The 18,759-nt window shown below is 62.8% G+C and carries 12 protein-coding genes; 8 read left to right on the top strand and 4 right to left on the bottom strand.

Features of this window, described 5'->3' with window-relative positions; genetic code table 11:
• Positions 1-17 precede the first annotated feature (17 nt).
• Positions 18-194, top strand: a complete 177-nt coding sequence (locus AC6I6U_RS13475; protein ID WP_497882412.1) for a PA1571 family protein — start codon at positions 18-20, stop codon at positions 192-194.
• 165 nt (positions 195-359) lie between these two features.
• On the opposite strand, the gene pdxB is transcribed toward AC6I6U_RS13475, so the two are convergent.
• Positions 360-1,502, bottom strand: a complete 1,143-nt coding sequence (gene pdxB, locus AC6I6U_RS13470) for a 4-phosphoerythronate dehydrogenase PdxB (protein ID WP_497882411.1) — start codon at positions 1,500-1,502, stop codon at positions 360-362.
• Positions 1,503-1,693: 191 nt separating this feature from the next.
• Here pdxB and AC6I6U_RS13465 point away from each other — a divergent pair, with 191 nt between their 5' ends.
• On the top strand, positions 1,694-3,088 hold the full coding sequence (locus AC6I6U_RS13465) for an MATE family efflux transporter (protein ID WP_497882410.1): 1,395 nt from the start codon (positions 1,694-1,696) through the stop codon (positions 3,086-3,088).
• A 15-nt stretch (positions 3,089-3,103) separates the two neighbouring features.
• Here AC6I6U_RS13465 and tusA read toward each other — a convergent pair whose 3' ends face one another.
• The gene (gene tusA / locus AC6I6U_RS13460) at positions 3,104-3,355 is read right to left on the bottom strand and encodes a sulfurtransferase TusA (RefSeq protein WP_497882409.1); all 252 of its coding nucleotides are present in this window, start codon (positions 3,353-3,355) and stop codon (positions 3,104-3,106) included.
• Positions 3,356-3,381: 26 nt separating this feature from the next.
• Positions 3,382-4,449, bottom strand: a complete 1,068-nt coding sequence (gene rlmM / locus AC6I6U_RS13455; protein WP_497882408.1) for a 23S rRNA (cytidine(2498)-2'-O)-methyltransferase RlmM — start codon at positions 4,447-4,449, stop codon at positions 3,382-3,384.
• A gap of 190 nt (positions 4,450-4,639) precedes the next feature.
• Here rlmM and acnA point away from each other — a divergent pair, with 190 nt between their 5' ends.
• From acnA to AC6I6U_RS13435, 4 genes are all read left to right on the top strand, one after another.
• The gene (gene acnA, locus AC6I6U_RS13450) at positions 4,640-7,381 is read left to right on the top strand and encodes an aconitate hydratase AcnA (RefSeq protein WP_497882407.1); all 2,742 of its coding nucleotides are present in this window, start codon (positions 4,640-4,642) and stop codon (positions 7,379-7,381) included.
• Between the two features lie 120 nt (positions 7,382-7,501).
• On the top strand, positions 7,502-8,293 hold the full coding sequence (locus AC6I6U_RS13445; protein WP_497882406.1) for a CPBP family intramembrane glutamic endopeptidase: 792 nt from the start codon (positions 7,502-7,504) through the stop codon (positions 8,291-8,293).
• Positions 8,294-8,502: 209 nt separating this feature from the next.
• Positions 8,503-10,068, top strand: a complete 1,566-nt coding sequence (locus AC6I6U_RS13440) for a methyl-accepting chemotaxis protein (RefSeq protein ID WP_497882405.1) — start codon at positions 8,503-8,505, stop codon at positions 10,066-10,068.
• A gap of 345 nt (positions 10,069-10,413) precedes the next feature.
• Positions 10,414-12,252 (top strand): hypothetical protein, encoded by a 1,839-nt coding sequence (locus AC6I6U_RS13435; RefSeq protein WP_497882404.1) that lies wholly within the window; start codon positions 10,414-10,416, stop codon positions 12,250-12,252.
• Positions 12,253-12,314: 62 nt separating this feature from the next.
• Here AC6I6U_RS13435 and AC6I6U_RS13430 read toward each other — a convergent pair whose 3' ends face one another.
• Positions 12,315-14,531, bottom strand: a complete 2,217-nt coding sequence (locus AC6I6U_RS13430) for an autotransporter outer membrane beta-barrel domain-containing protein (protein ID WP_497883027.1) — start codon at positions 14,529-14,531, stop codon at positions 12,315-12,317.
• Between the two features lie 364 nt (positions 14,532-14,895).
• Here AC6I6U_RS13430 and AC6I6U_RS13425 point away from each other — a divergent pair, with 364 nt between their 5' ends.
• Together AC6I6U_RS13425 and AC6I6U_RS13420 are read left to right on the top strand one after the other, a co-directional pair.
• Positions 14,896-16,794: a hypothetical protein gene (locus tag AC6I6U_RS13425; protein WP_497882403.1), complete on the top strand. Its 1,899-nt coding sequence runs from the start codon at positions 14,896-14,898 to the stop codon at positions 16,792-16,794.
• Positions 16,795-16,920: 126 nt separating this feature from the next.
• Entirely contained in the window at positions 16,921-18,738 is a 1,818-nt protein-coding gene (locus AC6I6U_RS13420) for an addiction module component (RefSeq protein ID WP_497882402.1), read from the top strand.
• Positions 18,739-18,759: the final 21 nt, after the last annotated feature.

Raw genomic sequence — 18,759 nt, 5'->3', positions numbered from 1 at the left:
TGATGAGGAGACAGGCCATGGACTTGCAACACAGCACTAACCAGATCCCGGTGATTCGTCATCCCAAGCCCGAGACACTGGGCTGCGCGATTATCGACGCGGCAGGACGCGAAGTTCCGATCACCGAAGAAATGATCCAGCACGCCTGCCGTGAACTGGAACAGCGATTGGTCAAGCCTGCGCAGCAAGACTGACAGCCCGAACTCTTTTTATCGACCCGGCCCTTGATGCCGGGTTTTTTCTGCCTGTGGGGAGCATGGAACCTGTGGGATGCGGGGTTGTGGGAGCAGGATTCATCCGCGAAGAGGCCCTCATGATCGCTAAAAGCTTCGCGGATAAATCCTGCTCCCACGGGGTGGTCAGACGAGTACGGCACCCAGCGCCAGCACCATCCGACGCAGTTCCTCGGACTCACCGTTGATCTTCACCGCCAACCCTTCGATTTCGCGGCGCTCCGGATAGTGCTTGCGCAAAAGATCGAAGGCTGCCCGCTGTTCGGCAACGCTGCCGACCAGGCTGCGGCGGAAGGCTGCGTCGTCGCGGCGCGGGTCATACACCGCCCGACAAATCATGGCCATGGCCGAGGCCGGGTCGCTGCCGGAATTAAGGGTGATTTGCGCCAGGCCGGGCGCCGGCAGCAGGTCCTCCAGGCGCACCACTGGCTGCTGGCCGCTGAAGGCGCAATAGGCCTGGTAGATCTGCGCGGTGCCGCGTTGCTTGCCATCGAGGCTGTAGCCGCCGATATGCGGCGAACCGAGTACACAGAGGTCAGCCAGTTCGACATCGACCTGTGGCTCGGCCTCCCACACGTCGAGCACCGCCTGCAGATCCTCGCGCTCCAGCAGCACTTCGCGCAAGGCGCTGTTGTCCACCACCGGCCCGCGCGCCGCATTGATCAGCCAGGCTCCCGGACGCAGCCGCTGCAGGCGCTCGCGGTCGAGCAGGTGCCAGGTCGCCAGCGCGCCGGAGCGGGTCAGCGGGGTATGCAGGCTGATCACGTCGCACTGTTCGAGGATCTGCTCCAGCTCGACATACTCGCTGCCCTCGGCGGCCTGACGTGGCGGATCGCACACCAGTACCTTCCAGCCCAGGCCGCGCAAGACCTTGACCAGGCGCCCGCCGACCTCGCCGGCGCCAATCACGCCATAGGTGCGCGTGGCCAGTTCGGCACCCTCGATCTCCGCCAGGGTCAGCAGGCTGCCCAATACGTAGTCGACCACGCCACGGGCGTTGCAACCGGGGGCGCTGGACCACTGGATGCCTGCCTCGTGGAAGTACTCCAGGTCCAGGTGATCGGTGCCGATGGTGCAGGTGCCGACAAACCGTACCCGACTGCCTTCGAGCAGCTCACGGCTGACCGGGGTCACCGAGCGCACCAGCAGCACATCGGCCTCGGCAACCGCGGCACGGTCGATGGCGCGCCCCGGCAGGCGGCGGATTTCGCCGAAGCCGGCAAAAAATGCATCGATCAGGGGGATGTTTTCGTCGGCGACAATCAGCATGGCAGGCTCCTTTGGCAGGCCGGCAGTGTGGCGCAGATCGCCCGCCGCCACCAGCCGCAGAGCGGTTGCCAGTGCAGAAAACCCCTGGGCGCGGCCCACACCCTTACAAATACGCTACAGAGGAGATTTCCTGACCGTTGCGTCAAGGAGTAAAATCCGCAGTTTTCTTCGCGAAACTGGATACATCACTGGTGAACACCCTGACTGACACCCCCGCCCTCGGCCGCCCGGCGCGCGTCCTGCTGGAAATGCGCAATCTGCTGGGACTGGCCCTGCCGATCATCATTGCCCAGTTGGCCCACACCGCCATGGGCTTCGTCGATGCGGTAATGGCCGGGCGTGTCGGCCCACGGGACCTGGCTGCGGTGGCGCTGGGCAACTCGATCTGGGTGCCGGTGTTCCTGCTGATGACCGGCATCCTGCTCGCCACCACACCCAAAGTCGCCCAGCGCCATGGCGCCGGCACCCCGGAGCAGATCGGCCCGCTGGTGCGCCAGGCCCTGTGGCTGGCGCTGGTGGTCGGCCTCGGCGCCGGGGTGATCCTGTACAACGCCGAGCCGATCCTGCACCTGATGAAGGTCGACCCGGAACTGATCGGGCCGTGCATGGACTACCTGCGCGGGATCGGCACCGGCCTGCCGACGGTGGCGCTGTACCATGTGCTGCGCTGCTGCAGCGACGGCATGGGCCGTACCCGGCCGAGCATGGTCCTGGGTCTGTGCGGGTTGGCGCTGAACATTCCGCTGAACTACGTGTTCATCTACGGCCACCTCGGCATGCCGGCCCTGGGCGGCCCCGGCTGCGGCTGGGCCACGGCGATCGTGATGTGGGTGATGCTGCTGGGCATGGCCGGCTGGGTGCGCTGGGCCAAGGTCTACCAGCCGAGCCAGGTGTTCAGCCGTTTCGACTGGCCGCAGTGGCCGGTGATCAAGCGCCTGCTCGGCATCGGACTGCCGATCGGCATCGCGGTGTTCGCCGAGTCGAGCATTTTCGCGGTGATCGCCCTGCTGATCGGCAGCCTTGGCGCCCACGTGGTGGCCGGGCACCAGATCGCCCTGAACATCAGTTCGCTGGTGTTCATGGTCCCCTACTCCCTGGGCATGGCGATCACCGTGCGTGTCGGCCAGGCCCTGGGTCGCGAGCAGCCACGGGAAGCGCGCTTCACCGCCGGGGTCGGGGTGGCGACGGCGCTGGCCTATGGCTGCGTGTCGGCCAGCCTGATGCTGCTGTTTCGTGAACACATCGCGACCATCTACACCAGCGATCCGGTGGTGATCCAGGTGGCGACCATGCTGATCGTGTATTCGGCGCTGTTCCAGTTCTCGGACGTGATCCAGGTGACGGCGGCCGGGGCGTTGCGCGGTTACCAGGACACCCGGGTGACGATGATCCTGACCCTGTTCGCCTACTGGGGCATTGGCTTGCCGGTGGGCTACGCCCTGGGGCTGACCGACTGGTTCGGCGCGCCGAGCGGCCCGAGCGGGCTGTGGGAGGGCCTGATCGTCGGGCTGTCGTGTGCGGCGGTGATGCTGTCGATCCGCCTGGCGCGCAGTTCGCGCAAGCGGATCAGGATGAGCCGGGCGTAGCCCAGGGAAGGCCGATCACTCGGCCTTCTTGCGAATCCAGTACAGGTAGGTACCGGCCTCTTCGCGCTGTTCCACCAGTTCGTGATCGAGGAACACGCAGAACTTGGGGATGTCGCGGCGGGTCGACGGGTCGGTGGCGATCACCTTGAGCAGGCCGCCCGGCTGCAGGTCGCGGATGTGCTGGTGCAGCATCATCACCGGCTCCGGGCAGTTGAGGCCGGTGGCGTCGAGGGTGCCGTCAACGTTGGGGTCGTAAGACTGGGTCATTCTTCACTCCTGAAACCGATTCGGCATTATCGCGGCTTTTTCACGTCCAGTCGACGCAGATGGCAGGTCACTTCCTCGCGGTCGTGGTACAGCTGCTTGCAGCCGATCGCCACCTTGATCCCGCGGGCCTTGAAGCCTTCCTCGATGCGATCCAGCAGGCGCCGCACCTCGGCATAACGCTGCTTCATCGGCAGCTTGAGGTTGACCACCGCTTCCCGGCAGTGCCCCTCGCCCACCCAACTTTCCAGCATGGCCGCGGTACGTGCCGGTTTCTCGACGATGTCGCAGACCATCCAGTCCACCGGCTGCCTGGGCTTGTAGGTGAAGCCGTCGGCCATCAGGTGCTGGACCAGCCCGGTGTCCATCAGGCTTTCGGCCATCGGACCGTTGTCGATGGCGGTCACCAGCATGCCACGGTTGACCAGCTGCCAGGTCCAGCCACCAGGGGCCGCGCCGAGGTCGACACCGGTCATGTCGCCGTTGAGGCGTTCTTCCCACTGGTCACGCGGGATGAAGTGGTGCCAGGCCTCTTCCAGCTTGAGGGTCGAGCGGCTCGGCGCGTCCTTGGGGAACTTGAGCCGCGGGATACCCATCGGCCACATCGCCGAGTTGCCGGCCTCGGCCATGCCGAGGAAGACTTCCCGGCCGCTCTTGAAGGTCAGCAGCAGCCGTGGCTTGCTGGCGTCATCCACCAGCCGGCCGGCCTTGACCAGGGCCTTGCGCAGCGGCGCCTCGAACTTCCTGCAGAAATTCGACAATTCCTTGCCGTCGTTGGTGTCGAGCACTTCCAGCCAGAGGCTGCCACATACCGGATACTGCGCCAGGTTCTCCAGGATCACGCTGATGCGGTCGGTTTCCGGCAGGTCGAGGAAGCGCCCACGGGCCCACTGGCGTGGAAAGATCAGTTCGGCAAAGCGCAGGCCGGCCATCAGCCGCGCTGCGCCGACATCGTCGCCGCAGACGAACTCGGCGCAGGCACTGCTCGGCTTGGCCTTGGCATAGCCGGGCACGTCGAGGCGCGCGGCAAGCTCGGAGATCTCGGAGCAGACTTCGCCTTCGAAGCCAGGGCGGCAGTGCATGAAGAGGGTGTTCAATTCGATTCTCCTGGGTGTCGACAGCCACTCGGCAGGAGCCTGTCAAAAACCCGCGCATGATAGCCGAGTTCGGAACCTTGGGCGCGCCCGTGCAGTCCAGTGAAGTAGCCAGATCATTCGAACAGGGCTAGATTCAAGGCTCTGCTTGTACCACCCGGCCCGTGCCGTGCGGGCCTCAAGGAGTCGTTTCATGTCATCTCTCGATAGCCTGAAAACCCTTAAAACCCTGCAGGTGGGCGCCAAGACCTACCACTACTTCAGCCTGCCGCAAGCCGCCAACGCACTCGGCGACCTGGGCAAGCTGCCGATGTCGCTCAAGGTATTGCTGGAAAACCTGTTGCGCTGGGAAGACGGCAAGACCGTCACCGAAGCCGACCTCCGAGCCCTCGCCGCCTGGCTGCAGACCCGCAGCTCCGACCGGGAAATCCAGTACCGCCCGGCGCGGGTGCTGATGCAGGACTTCACCGGCGTGCCGGCGGTGGTCGACCTGGCTGCCATGCGTGCCGCCGTGGCCAAGGCCGGTGGCGATCCGCAGCGGATCAACCCATTGTCACCGGTCGACCTGGTGATCGACCACTCGGTGATGGTCGACAAGTTCGCCAGCGCCGCGGCCTTCGGCGAGAACGTCGACATCGAGATGCAGCGCAACGGCGAACGCTATGCCTTCCTGCGCTGGGGCCAGAACGCCTTCGACAACTTCAGCGTGGTGCCGCCGGGCACCGGGATCTGCCACCAGGTCAACCTGGAGTACTTGGGGCGTACGGTCTGGACCCGCGACGAGGACGGCCGCACCTACGCCTTCCCTGACACCCTGGTCGGCACCGACTCCCATACCACTATGATCAACGGCCTCGGGGTGCTCGGCTGGGGCGTCGGCGGGATCGAGGCGGAAGCGGCGATGCTCGGCCAGCCGGTGTCGATGCTGATTCCCGAGGTGATCGGCTTCAAGCTGACCGGCAAGCTCAAGGAAGGCATCACCGCCACCGACCTGGTGCTGACCGTGACCCAAATGCTGCGCAAGAAGGGCGTGGTCGGCAAGTTCGTCGAGTTCTACGGCGACGGCCTCGCCGAGCTGCCCCTGGCAGACCGCGCGACCATCGCCAACATGGCCCCGGAATACGGCGCCACCTGCGGTTTCTTCCCGGTCGACGAGGTCACCCTGGACTACCTGCGGCTGTCCGGTCGCCCCGCCGAAACCGTCGACCTGGTGGAAGCCTACAGCAAGACCCAGGGCCTCTGGCGCCTGCCCGGCCAGGAGCCGCTGTTCAGCGACAGCCTGGAACTCGACATGGGCAACGTCGAAGCCAGCCTGGCCGGACCGAAACGCCCGCAGGACCGGGTACCACTGCCGAAGGTGGCGCAGGCTTTCAGCGACTTCATCGGGCTGCAGCTCAAGCCACCCAGCAAGGAAGAAGGCCGCCTGGAAAGCGAGGGCGGCGGTGGCGTCGCGGTCGGCAATGCCGACTTGGTCGGCGAGGCGGACTACAGCTATGAAGGCCAGACGCACCGGCTGAAAAACGGCGCGGTGGTGATCGCCGCCATCACCTCCTGTACCAACACGTCCAATCCCAGCGTGATGATGGCCGCCGGACTGCTGGCGAAAAAGGCCGTCGAGAAGGGCCTGAAACGCCAGCCCTGGGTCAAGAGTTCCCTGGCACCCGGCTCCAAGGTGGTCACCGACTACTACCAGGCCGCCGGCCTGACCCGCTACCTCGACGAGCTGGGCTTTGCCCTGGTCGGCTACGGCTGCACCACCTGCATCGGCAACTCGGGACCACTGCCGGACCCGATCGAGAAAGCCATCCAGCAGTCGGACCTGACCGTCGCCTCGGTGCTTTCGGGCAACCGCAATTTCGAGGGCCGGGTCCATCCCCTGGTGAAAACCAACTGGCTGGCCTCGCCGCCGCTGGTGGTCGCCTATGCCCTGGCCGGCAGTGTGCGCATCGATCTGAGCAGTGAGCCGCTGGGTACCGGCAGCGATGGACAGCCGGTGTACCTGCGCGATATCTGGCCGAGCCGCAAGGAAATCGCCGATGCCGTGGCCCGGGTCGATACCGAGATGTTCCACAAGGAGTACGCCGAGGTGTTCGCCGGCGACGCCCAGTGGCAGGCCATTGAAGTGCCGCAGGCCGCCACCTATGCCTGGCAGCCGGATTCGACCTATATCCAGCATCCGCCATTCTTCGAGGGTATCGCCGGCCCGCTGCCGGTGATCGAGGATATCAAGGGGGCGCGGGTACTGGCGCTGCTCGGGGACTCGGTGACCACCGACCACATCTCTCCCGCCGGCAATATCAAGGTCGACAGCCCGGCCGGGCGCTACCTGCGAGAACAAGGCGTCGAGCCGCGGGACTTCAACTCCTACGGCTCACGGCGCGGCAACCATGAGGTGATGATGCGCGGCACCTTCGCCAACATCCGCATCCGCAACGAGATGCTCGGCGGCGAGGAAGGCGGCAATACCTTGCACGTGCCCTCCGGGGAAAAGCTGGCGATCTACGACGCCGCCATGCGCTACCAGGCCGAGGGTACGCCGCTGGTTGTGATCGCCGGGCAGGAGTACGGCACCGGTTCCAGCCGCGACTGGGCGGCCAAGGGTACCAACCTGCTGGGAGTCAAGGCGGTGATCGCCGAGAGTTTCGAGCGCATCCACCGTTCCAACCTGGTCGGCATGGGCGTGCTGCCCCTGCAGTTCAAGGACGGGCAAACCCGCAAGAGTCTGCAGCTCACTGGCCGGGAAACCCTCGACATCGAAGGCCTTGACGGCGCCGAGCTGCAGCCGCGGATGAACCTGGCGCTGGTCATCCACCGTGAAGATGGCAGTTCGCAGAAGATCGACGTGCTCTGCCGCATCGACACTCTCAACGAAGTCGAGTACTTCCGCTCGGGAGGCATCCTGCATTATGTGCTGCGACAACTGATCGCTTCCTGACCGCAAAACGGGGGACATCTGAAAGAACACCGGCCTGGCCGGTGTTTTTTCATTGGTCAGGAGGACCGGGGCACGGGTTATCATGCGCCGCCCTGCCCGCCCGACTCGCCAAGGAGTTGCATGTTCGTTCCCGCCTGGCCTTACCTGGCCCTGCTTTGCCTGGGTTATGCACTGGCATTGAGTGTCGGTCACCTGGGCCTGCCCAGCCTGTTCACCTTCCTCCTGCTGCTGCTCGGCGCCGCGGCCGCCCTGCAGACCCGCAGTCACCTGGGGCGCTACCTGGGACACGGGCTGTTCGTGCTGCTGGCCCTCGCCCTCGCCCTGCACAAACTGCCGGGTTTCCAGAATGGCCAGGTGATCAGCGACGCCTACCTGACGCCGGATGCGGTAAAACTCAACCTGTACCTCAACCTGGACAAACCCCTGATCGGCTTCTGGCTGCTATTGGTTTGTCCCTGGCTGGTCAATCGCCAGGCCCCGGCGCGCGTCCTGCTCAGTGCAACGATTACCTGGGCAGTGACCTCGCTGCTCGCACTGGGCTGTGCCGCTGCCCTGGGCATCATCGCCTGGGCACCGAAATGGCCCGAACAGGGTGGCTGGTGGCTGCTGAACAACCTGCTGCTGGTGAGCCTGGTCGAGGAAGTCCTGTTCCGAGGCTACATTCAGGGCGGCCTGGGCCGTTGCCTGAAGTCCTTGCCACGGGGCGAAACCCTGGCACTGGCAGGGGCGGCCCTGATCTTCGGGCTAGCGCATGCGGGCGCGGGCTGGCAATGGATGCTGCTGGCGACAGTGGCCGGTGTCGGCTATGGTCTGGCCTACCGCTTCGGCGGGCTGGCCGCGGCCATACTGGCCCATGTCGCGCTTAATACGGTGCACTTCGTATTTTTTACTTATCCGATGTTGCAACCGTGATAACAAGAACGAAAGTACCAAATGGATATTTCATGCAACACCCGCCGAAGGGCTGAACTGATTAATTTCCAGCGTGTTCGACTCGTATTCAAGGACGAGTGCGAGTGCGCAAGAGCAAAAATGTGAAACGGTCATGAAAGTTGAAAAATATATTTAACATTTCTCTTGCCGTGCCGAAAACCTGTCAAAGCCTTGCGGATTGAAAAACCATGCGTAATAACCAACCCATTACTCAACGTGAACGCACCTTTCCCGCTCAGCAACGGTTGATTTCCACCACCGACACCAAGGGTCTGATCACCTACTGCAACGACGCGTTCGTCGAAATCAGTGGGTTTTCCCGTGAAGAACTGATCCGCTCGCCGCACAACCTCGTGCGTCATCCGGATGTTCCGACCGCGGTGTTTGCGCACATGTGGAATACTCTGAAACAAGGCCTGCCATGGATGGGCATTGTCAAGAACCGCTGCAAGAGCGGTGATCATTACTGGGTCAACGCCTATGTCACGCCAGTTTTCGAAGGCAACCAGGTGGTTGGCTACGAATCGGTGCGGGTCAAGCCCACCGCCGAGCAGATTCGCCGGGCCGAGGCGCTGTACCTGCGTATCAACCAGGGCAAGTCGGCGGTTCCACGCCGGGACAAGTGGCTGCCCATCGTGCAGGACTGGCTGCCGTTCATCCTGGTCAGCCAGGTAAGCTTCCTGATCGGTGTCTGGCTCAACTCCTCATGGGGCTTCGGCCTCGCCGCCGCCGTCTCCGTGCCGCTCGGCCTGCTCGGCCTGACCTGGCAGCATCGCGGCCTCAAGCGCCTGCTACGCCTGGCCGAGCAAACCACTTCGGACCCGCTGATCGCCCAGATGTACACCGACAGCCGGGGCGCCCAGGCTCGCCTGGAAATGTCGATCCTCAGTCAGGAAGCGCGCCTGAAAACCTGCCTGACCCGCCTGCAGGACACCGCCGAACACCTCAACGCCCAGGCGCGGCAGTCCGACGACCTGGCCCAGAAGAGCTCCAGCGGCCTCGATCGCCAGCGCCAGGAAACCGAACAGGTAGCGACCGCCGTCAACCAGATGGCCGCCACCACCCAGGAAGTCGCCAGCCACGTCCAGCGCACCGCCGACGCCACCCAGGAAGCCAATCGCCTGACCAGCCGTGGCCGCGATATCGCCGGGGAAACCCGCGAAGCCATCGAGCGGTTGTCGGTGGTGGTCGGTGAAACCGGCGGCACCGTGACCCAACTGGCCAAGGACAGCGATGAAATCGGTGGCGTGGTCGATGTGATCAAGGGCATCGCCGACCAGACCAACCTGCTGGCCCTGAACGCCGCCATCGAAGCCGCCCGTGCCGGCGAGATGGGCCGTGGCTTCGCGGTGGTTGCCGATGAGGTGCGCCAGTTGGCGCAACGTACCAGCGAATCCACCGGGCAGATCCATGCCCTGATCGCCAAGCTGCAACAGACCGCCAACACCGCCGTGCAAACCATGGACGCCGGTCATCGCCAGGCCCAGGAAGGCGTGGCGCGGGTGCTGGAAGCCGACCAGGCATTGGTGGGGATCAGCGAAGCGGTGGCCAACATCACCGACATGACCACCCAGATCGCTGCCGCCACCGAGGAGCAGAGTTCGGTGGCCGAAGAGATCAGTCGCAATATCAGCACCATTGCCCAACTGGCAGACCAGACTTCGGAGCAGGCGCACAACTCGGCGCAACTGAGCGAGGAACTGACCCATACGGCGCATACGCAATATTCGCTGGTGGAGCGTTTCAACCGCTGACCTCAAGTTACGCAGGACAAAAACCCGATGGCCGAAAGGCATCGGGTTTTTTATTGCAAGAATATTGAAGACTTCTTTTTTACAAGTAAGAAATCTCCTAAAAAAACAAACCTGAAACTTACAAGACAGCACTCACACAAACAACCCCACAACTACTTGACAACCCCCAGCACTTAATATTCGTTGAGCAACTGGCAGTATATCGCCTAGACAGCTAACACCCAAAAGACTCGAACGCCTTATCTGCCAACAATGCCCGCATCGGCAAAAAAACCTCCAAATAAGCTGAAACAGCCGATAGCGATCCGCCCATGACAACACTCAACTGAATAAAGGAACATGCTGATGAAAGATTTGGAGATGCAAGCCTCAGGCACTTTCCTGCGAGCCCCATTCGTTGAAGTCGCAGCCTCCGAAGACGGACTCTTGCAGGTAACCGACCTGGACAAACCGTTGGCCGTGACAATTACCCTGTGGCACGAACTCAGTGCCACAGACACTTGCCAACTGATCTGGGACGGCATGCCAGTAGGAACACCGACCCTGTTGCGTGAGTACAAGGCGGGAGAGCAACTGACCCTGCCATTGCCCGTCCAATGGCTGTCCGCAGAGGGAAGACATGCACTTCAGTACAGGGTGCGTGGCACTTTCAATGAGCAATCGACGGACTCCCCCATCACTCCCGTTATCATTGATCGCTGCGCTCCAGGAGGCACGCTCCTTGCCCCTCTTATCCTGCCGAGTACCGCTCTCGACGGAGTTACCCACGACGAACTGATGGAACAGGGGAAGCAACTCATCGTCACTGTCCCGGGTTATTTCGACATGAAGTGGGGCGATGTCATACAAACTTACTGGGGCAGGCATATCGGCCCGACGTACAGGGTCCGGACTGACGAACCCGGCACCGACAAGATCCGCATCAGCGTCGATCAGGATTTCCTTGAAAGACTCGGTAATGGCGAATGTGCCGTCAGCTACCGTGTTCGAGACCGCGCCGGCAATGTATCAGTGCGCTCGCAACCGGCGCTGCTCAAGCTGCAACTGCGACGATTGCCGACCCACCTGGCGGCGCCGGTTGCCTTGAAGATCGAAAATGGCCAGGTTCACGATATTCAAGCTCGACTGGGGGTGAAGATCGCCGTGCCGGTCTATGAGCACATCGCCGTTGGCGACGAAATCCGCGTGTTCTGGAATGGCGAACCGGTCGCGGGCAAACGGGTGATCAGCGCCCACGAGCTGGGCAAACCCTTGTTGCTGAAAGTACTGGTCCGCTACCTGTGTATCTCCCGCCATGGCGACGGCCCTGCCCGAGTGAACTATCAGGTATGGCGCGATGGCGAGCGCTTCATCTCGGCGGACCTGCACCTCGAGGTTTTTCTGCAACTGCCCGGCCCCCAGGACCCGACACCGCAGACATTGGTCAACGAAGCACTGGCGATACCGTTGATCAAGGGCAGGGGCACGACCCCCGGAGCGCTGGACAACTACCTCGACGAGGACAATGCGCAATTGTCCGCCGACGTGATCATCGCCTGGCGCGACGCCTTCCAGGCCGGTGACACGATCAACCTGTTCTGGGGCAGGTCGACGCGGCCACTGGTACGTCCAGTGACCCTCCAGGATGTCGAGAACGGTCGCCACCTGGTGCTCCATGTGCCCAACAGCCTGATCGTCGAACAGGGCTGCGGCGTGGATATCGGCGTGCACTACACCGTGACCCGCGCAGGCAATCCCAATACCTCCTACTCGCCCAGGCAGTCGGTAGCGGTGATCTTCCAGTTACGCCTGCCGGGCGGCGTACAGGGGCTGCCGGAACCGGTGTTCAGCGGCGCCAGCGTGCTGAACGTGATCGATCCACGCAAGGACCCGGAAGGGACCGTGGTGCACGTGCAGCCCTATCGCAACATGCAGGTCGGTGACCGCATCATCCTGCGTTTTTGCGGGTTCGATGCACCGAGCGCCGGTAACGTGATCGACCGGGCAACCTTCAGCGCTGAGCATGTCGTGGTCGCTCGCGACCTGCGCTACGGTTACCGCTTCCGGGTGCCGCTGGCCCGCCTGCTGGCCATCGAACACGGGCGTGGCCGAGCCCATTATGAAGTGTTCAATGGCTTGGGGCGGGCCACCTCGCTGCCGGCCGATGTCTACATATCATCGCGTACGGCCGTCCCGGTACGCTGACCGCACCATGAAAAAACCCTCGACGCGTCGAGGGTTCTATCGACCATCGAGGTACGCCAGGGTCAGAAGCCGTAGCGCACACCGATGTTCACCCCCCAGGGCTGCTCAATGTGCTCGCCCTTCATGTAGTCGAAGTGGGCATGCAACTGCAGGTTTTTCGACAAGGTCGCCGAGACACCGGCCCCCAGCTCGGCACGGGAGCCGAACAGACTGTTGTCGAACGCGACATCATTGACCTTGACGGTATTGCCATGGCGGGAGAACTCATGGCTCACTGCGGCCCGCAGGTAGGGCTGCAACAGGCCGCCATCCGCCAGTTGCAGATTGCGCCCCAGCGTCGCCCCGGCCTTGCCAAGCACCGACAGGGTGTGGTCGTTCTGCGCGCGCAAGCCGTTGTCCAGGGTATAGCGCTCGCCCTTGACTCTGACCGTCGACAACTGGACATAGGGCTCGACGAACACATCCTGCAGCCACGGGATATGCCTGCCGAACTCCAGCGAACCGCCATAGGCGAAGGTGTCGTAGCTGCCCTTGGTCTTGACACCGTTGGTCATCGCGATATCGGCCTTGTTGCGCAAATGGTTCAACTTGGCCACCGCATCCAGGTAATAGCCTTCGTCCATCAGCCAGGTAGCGGAGGTACCGAGGTAACCACTGCCGACCTTGCCGGCGGTACCACGACTCAGGCTCAGGTCGGACTCGCTATGACCGGCCAGCACCCCGACCAGCAGTTGCCCGTCAGACACCGGCACGGGCAGGTCGAAGCCGAAGGACACGCCACGCTGGCGCTGCTTGTAGCCGAACCCGGCGTCTGCGGTCACGTTGTACTGGCTGCCATAGCTGCGCATCCAGCCACCGCCCGCGCCGCTGGTACGGATCTCCCCCAGGCGGCTGCGCAAGGTCGCCAGCTCACCGTACCACACGGTCGGGCCAACACTGAACAGGCCCAGGGCAGCCTGGGTCGAGGGGCTGATGGTCTTGCCGGAGCCGACGACGAACCAGTCGTCACCCTGCCTTTGCAACTGGTAGGAATAGACACCCAGGTCGATACTGCCGCCGACCACCTCGAACAACGCATCGCCACCTTCGGTATGCACCACCTGCAGCGGGGTGATTTCCGGCGAATCGGGCTCCACGCCGGTGTTCTCGATGTCGAGCAGGAACCGGCCATCGGCCTCGCCCTCGACATTCAACAGGTCGCCGGTGCCACCCCGCAGATTGACCTGCATGTTGAACAACCCGGTGCCGGACAACTCACCCAATGACAAGGTGCGAAACTGGCCGGCCGAACCCAGGGTCACGCTGCCGCCCCCCAGCGAAAGTGACTTGAGTTCGGCATCGTCGACCATTGTCCAGTTCGCGCCACTGTTGATGGCGACGCTCCGCGTATTGATCAGGTTGCCGGTGAGCTGGGCATTGTTCTGCAGGGTGACATCCAGGGTACTGCTGCCGTCGGCGACCAGGTCACCCCTCAAGACCGAGTTGCCCACGGTGAAACCGACCGTGCTGTTTTCCCTGACATCCAGCAGCGTGCCGTTGCCGGACAGCAGGCTGGAGCCGTTCTGCACCACGATGTCGGCCCTGGAGCCGTCGACGATCCGGATGGCCGGGCCGCCCAGGCCTTCCAGCGTCGAATGGTCCAGCACCACCTGGGTCGACACATCGATCGGCGGCGAACCGGGGCCGCTGGTATCGCCGATGATATGCAGGCCAACCGACTCCCCGCGTGCATAGCTGCCATTGGTCATCTGCAGGGTACTGCCCGCCAATCGGATCGCCTCGCCATCATTGCCGGCACCGGCCACGGCGGTCACGCTGGAACGGTCCAGCGTGAGTTGCCCCAGCGGAGAGACAATCGCCCCGATCCCCATGCCGGCCACGCGACTGTCTTGCAGACTCGCCGAGGAACTCAGGGGCGACCCGCCATTCATGACCGTACCGACCAGCAAGGCCCGGCCGTTGGCATTGTTGACGGTCCCGTTGACGAGGGTGGCCCGGCCATGGGACAGGGATAACTCACCATTCACCGTCCCATTGTTGATCTCGACGTCGGAAGCCCCTGTGGCGTTCCCCCTGACACTCACCGACTGGGTGACCGCGCCGTCGAAGATCTGCAGAAGCCCCCGATCAATGACTGACCAGGACTCAACCGGACTGGAGGCATTCAAGGTTTCAATCCGATTGCTGACGGTACCGGTAACGGCATTGCCGTTATCGACCTGAATCGCGTGGGCCTGAAAGCTGAGCGTTGCACCCCAGGATAATCCTATGACCTTCAATCCGGTTTTATGGATAAGCCCGGAGTTCATTCGATTTAGGTACAACATATCTTTCCCTCGCCTGAGTATTGAGGGAACCATTTTGCGGAGCACTCATCAGTGTTAACACGAAACATCTCCGGGGCACTGACAAGGTGATTCTCTTAATTCAATAAAAAACCTCCTACAGGCAAAATAAAAATTAAACATATTATTTTTCGGAAACCCCATTGACACCAAAAACAAAAGCCGCTTACTTCAAATCCAGATAAAGAATTTTATTTTCTTTATCGTCAATACTTATCAAACATAACTTGAATACTTGCACACTCATTAACCACGAGCGGCATTTATTCGCCCGCAATTCCCCAAGAGGAAATAAACCATGTGCAACCTGAAGACTCATATCAGCCTGGGACTGACCGGCTACCACAGGACCCAACTCGACAAATACCCGCAACCCGACGTGCCGCTGGCTCTTATCGATGGTTTGTTGCCGATCACCGCCTTGAACTCGCCGCTGGATATCACCTTTCCCTTGCCGCCCGACGCAGGGCTGCATTATTCCTATCGACTATTATGGGAGGGCGAAGAAATAACGGACGACTGGACAGATATCACCCAGGATGATCTGGACAATCCGACCCGACACTTGCACCTGCAGGTTCCGCAGGACTATCTGGTGGAAAAAAGAGATCCGCTCAACCCCACGGACAAGAAATACCGGGTGGGCTACGAGATCAAGAACAACGATAACGGCGTCAAGGAACCCTCTTTCGATTACCTGCTGGAAATCGACCAGACCGCCCCGGGCCTGCCATTCCATGGCCCGATGATTTTTCCCCGTGAAGTGGAAGGTGGCCTGACCTCCGCGGAGTTGACCGCGCTGGGCGACAGACTGGACGTGCTGGTGACCAGCTACAGCACCATGGCCGATGGCGATGAAATCCAGACCTGGTGGGGTTCCATCCAAGGCCCGAGCATTGCGGTGCAATGGGCCGATGTGGAAAACGAACGCGTCACCCTGTCCTTCAGCCGCGCCTTCCTCGAGCAAGTCGAGACGCAGATCGGCAGCAGCGAAGCCGCCGTCACCTACTTCATCACCGACCGCGCGCTGAACCTTTCGCCACGCTCCGAGCCGACCTATGTCAGGTTGCTGCTGGCCGACATCCCGGAGGACCTGCCAGCGCCGCTGGTTGCCCAGGCCGATGACGGCCTGATCGATTACCAGGACGCGAAGTCCGGTGTCACTGTCGGTATTCCACGCTATGACGGGGCCCTGTCGGGTGATCGGATCCGGCTGTTCTGGGGCGCCGACAACCCGCTACCCGAGCTGGAACTGCGCCCAGGCGACGAAAACAATGACCCGGTACTCGAGCCCGTCCTGCAGTTCGACGTTATCAATCTGATTCCGGAAGGCCGGGTCGATGTCCGCTACGAGGTCTATCGCCAGGGCGACCTGGTGGGCAGTTCATTGATCAAGCCGGTGGAGGTGTTCCTGACTTTGCCCGTCGCCGAAGACGATCTGCGCGTGCTGACTGTCCAGGGCACCAGCAGCAACCCGAACGTCGAGGACAACGTCATCGACCCGGATGACTACGACCTCGATGCCCGCGCCCTCTTCCGCTGGGTGACCGGGCTGCGGGCCGGTGACTGGCTCAATCTGCACTGGGGCGAGCAGGAGGTTGCGCAGTGGTATGAAATCAAACAGTCCGACTTCGACGCCGGCGTGGATTTCACCATCCCGATCCTCAACGCGATTCTCAAGGCCCAGGGCACCGGAGCCGCCATTCCCGTGCGCTACAGCGTCACCCGTGTCGGCAACCCGAACATGGTGGTCGCGCCTGCGCAGAACGTGGCGGTGCGCTCCAGGACCGAACAACCTGGCGGGGAACTCGGCCCGCAGGCGCCGCGCTTCACCCGGACCACTCCCGGCGGTGTCGTCGGTCCCATCGAGAACCCCGATGGCACGCCCCTGCATGTCGATCCCTACGACAACATCAAGGCAGGCCACACGGTCCATATGACCTTCGATGGCTTCGACCGCAACAACAACCCGATCCCGGGCACCCACCATATCGACCAGCGCGAACTGGACCAGTGGGACATCGTCAACGGCTACAGCTTCCAGATACCGGCCACGGTATTGCGCACGCTGTGCGTGGGCCGTGCTGAAGCCAGTTTCCGCGTCGAACCCAAGCCGGAACACAACCAGGAACCGGCCACGTCCGCCGTGGCTCACGTGCGCGTCGACATGAGCCGCCCCGGACTCGGCTGCCAGTAACCGCCGGCCCCTGGGTCGATGCGGCCCAGGGTTGCCTTGCACAGCCACTCGTCAATCACCCGCGGCAGGTCTGAGCGACCTGTCCGCGCCTGCCGTCCAGCCGAGCTGGACTGGGGATGAAATGCCATGAACCACTCATTGGAAAACAAAGACCGCCGCACCCTCGAACCGGCCCTGGAAAAACCCAGGGTCGAATCCGCACTGGACGACGGTGAAGGGCTGCTGCCCATCGCCATCCTCAACGCCCCCGTTCCCGTGACCTTCGCCGTCTGGGACAACCCCAGTACCAACGAAACCTACCAGTTGCTCTGGGACCAGGTGCCCCTGGGAACGCCGACCCCGATCGAAGACGACGATGCCCCCGGCGATCGGCTGACACTCTGGCTGCCCGTCGACGTGTTGACCCAAGGCAAATACCAATTGGCCTACCGGGTGCGCAATACCGACAACAACAGTACGACCGAATCGTTCCCCACCCCGATTGAAATCGACACCACCGCGCCCGGCTTCCCCAGCCTCGCCCCCCTGGAGTTTCCCGCCCAAGTCCGCGATGGCCTGACCCACGAGGAACTGACGCAACTGGGCGACTTGCTGCCTGGCACTGTTCACGGCTACAACGGTTTCGACCTCGGCGACCGGATCAGGACGTTCTGGGGCGCGACCGAAGGCCCCGGCGGGCAGGTCGACGAGGACGACATGGCGGCGCGCAAGGTCATCATCGAGTTTCCCCGGGACTTTCTCGAATCGTTGGGCGACTTCAACGGCCCGGTGCACTACAACGTCACCGATCGCGCTGGCAACCTCTCCCAGGACTCGACCGCCACCGATGTCCTGCTGTTGCTGAACGAACCGGTGACCGACCTGCCGGCCCCGATCATCGTCGGCTATGCCGAGCCCATCGACCACGAACAGGCGCAAGCCGGCATCGAAGTCTCGATTCCCACTTCGGATCTGGTCGGTGCGGACGACCGGATCCTGCTGCACTGGGGCACCGTCGAACTCGGCCCGTTCGCCCCCGAATCCCTCGGCCAACCGATCATCCTGCGCATCGAGGCGAACTTCGAAACCATCGAGCGGGCCGGAGACGGTGATATCCGCCTCAGCTATGACCTCAGCCGCGAAGGCCATGTGATCGGCTATTCGCTACCACTGGATATCGTCGTCCGCGCCCGGCTGCCGGTGCCCGGCGAACTGCGCCAACCACGCATTCGCGGGGCCTCGCCGGAGGCCGTCGACAATCTGATCGACGAACATGACTTCGAGCGTGACGCCAGCGCCATCATTGCCTGGAACCCCGGCTTCGTCGAAGGGCAGCAACTGCAGTTGCATTGGGGCGGACAACCGATGTTCGAACCACCCTATGTCATCAGCAGCGGCGACGTCAGCGCCGGCCGCGAACTGACCCGCCCAGTGCCCAACAACCGCTTTCGGCCGGTAGGGACCGGCACCGATATCCGGGTCAGCTACAGCGTCACCCAGGCCGGCAACCCGAATACATCCGTGTCGGTCGAACAGGGCATCATCGTCCGTTCCCGCGACGAACTGCCCGGCGGACCGGTCGGACCCGAGGCGCCGATTTTCACCGCACTGAACGAACACGGTGCGATCAATCCGGTCAATGGCGGCGAAGGTGCCCCCGTCCACATTGGACCCTACCTCAACATCAGCGAAGGCGACGTCATTCATTTCCTCTACGAGGGCTTCAACCGACTGATTGGCGGCGACAAGCAGGTCGAATGGCCCCACACCTCGGATCCGCTGACGGCGCAGCAGGTGAACAACGGCTACGACCTGCGCGTGCCCAAGGCCGTGCTGGACAGCCATTGCTACGGCCACGCCGAAGCCACCTTCCGCGTCGATGGCCGTGGCGGAACCGGCCGCTCGAAGCGCCAGAGCGCCTATGTGGACATGCGCGTGAGCGGCATCTGCCCGCCTTCGGCCTGACCCCTTACCCGTTTTTATCAC

Source organism: Pseudomonas sp. UTLPPB19802 (assembly GCF_059730225.1).
The sequence above is the reverse complement of the archived record's forward strand: the minus strand, read 5'-3'. Positions and strand labels throughout refer to the sequence as shown.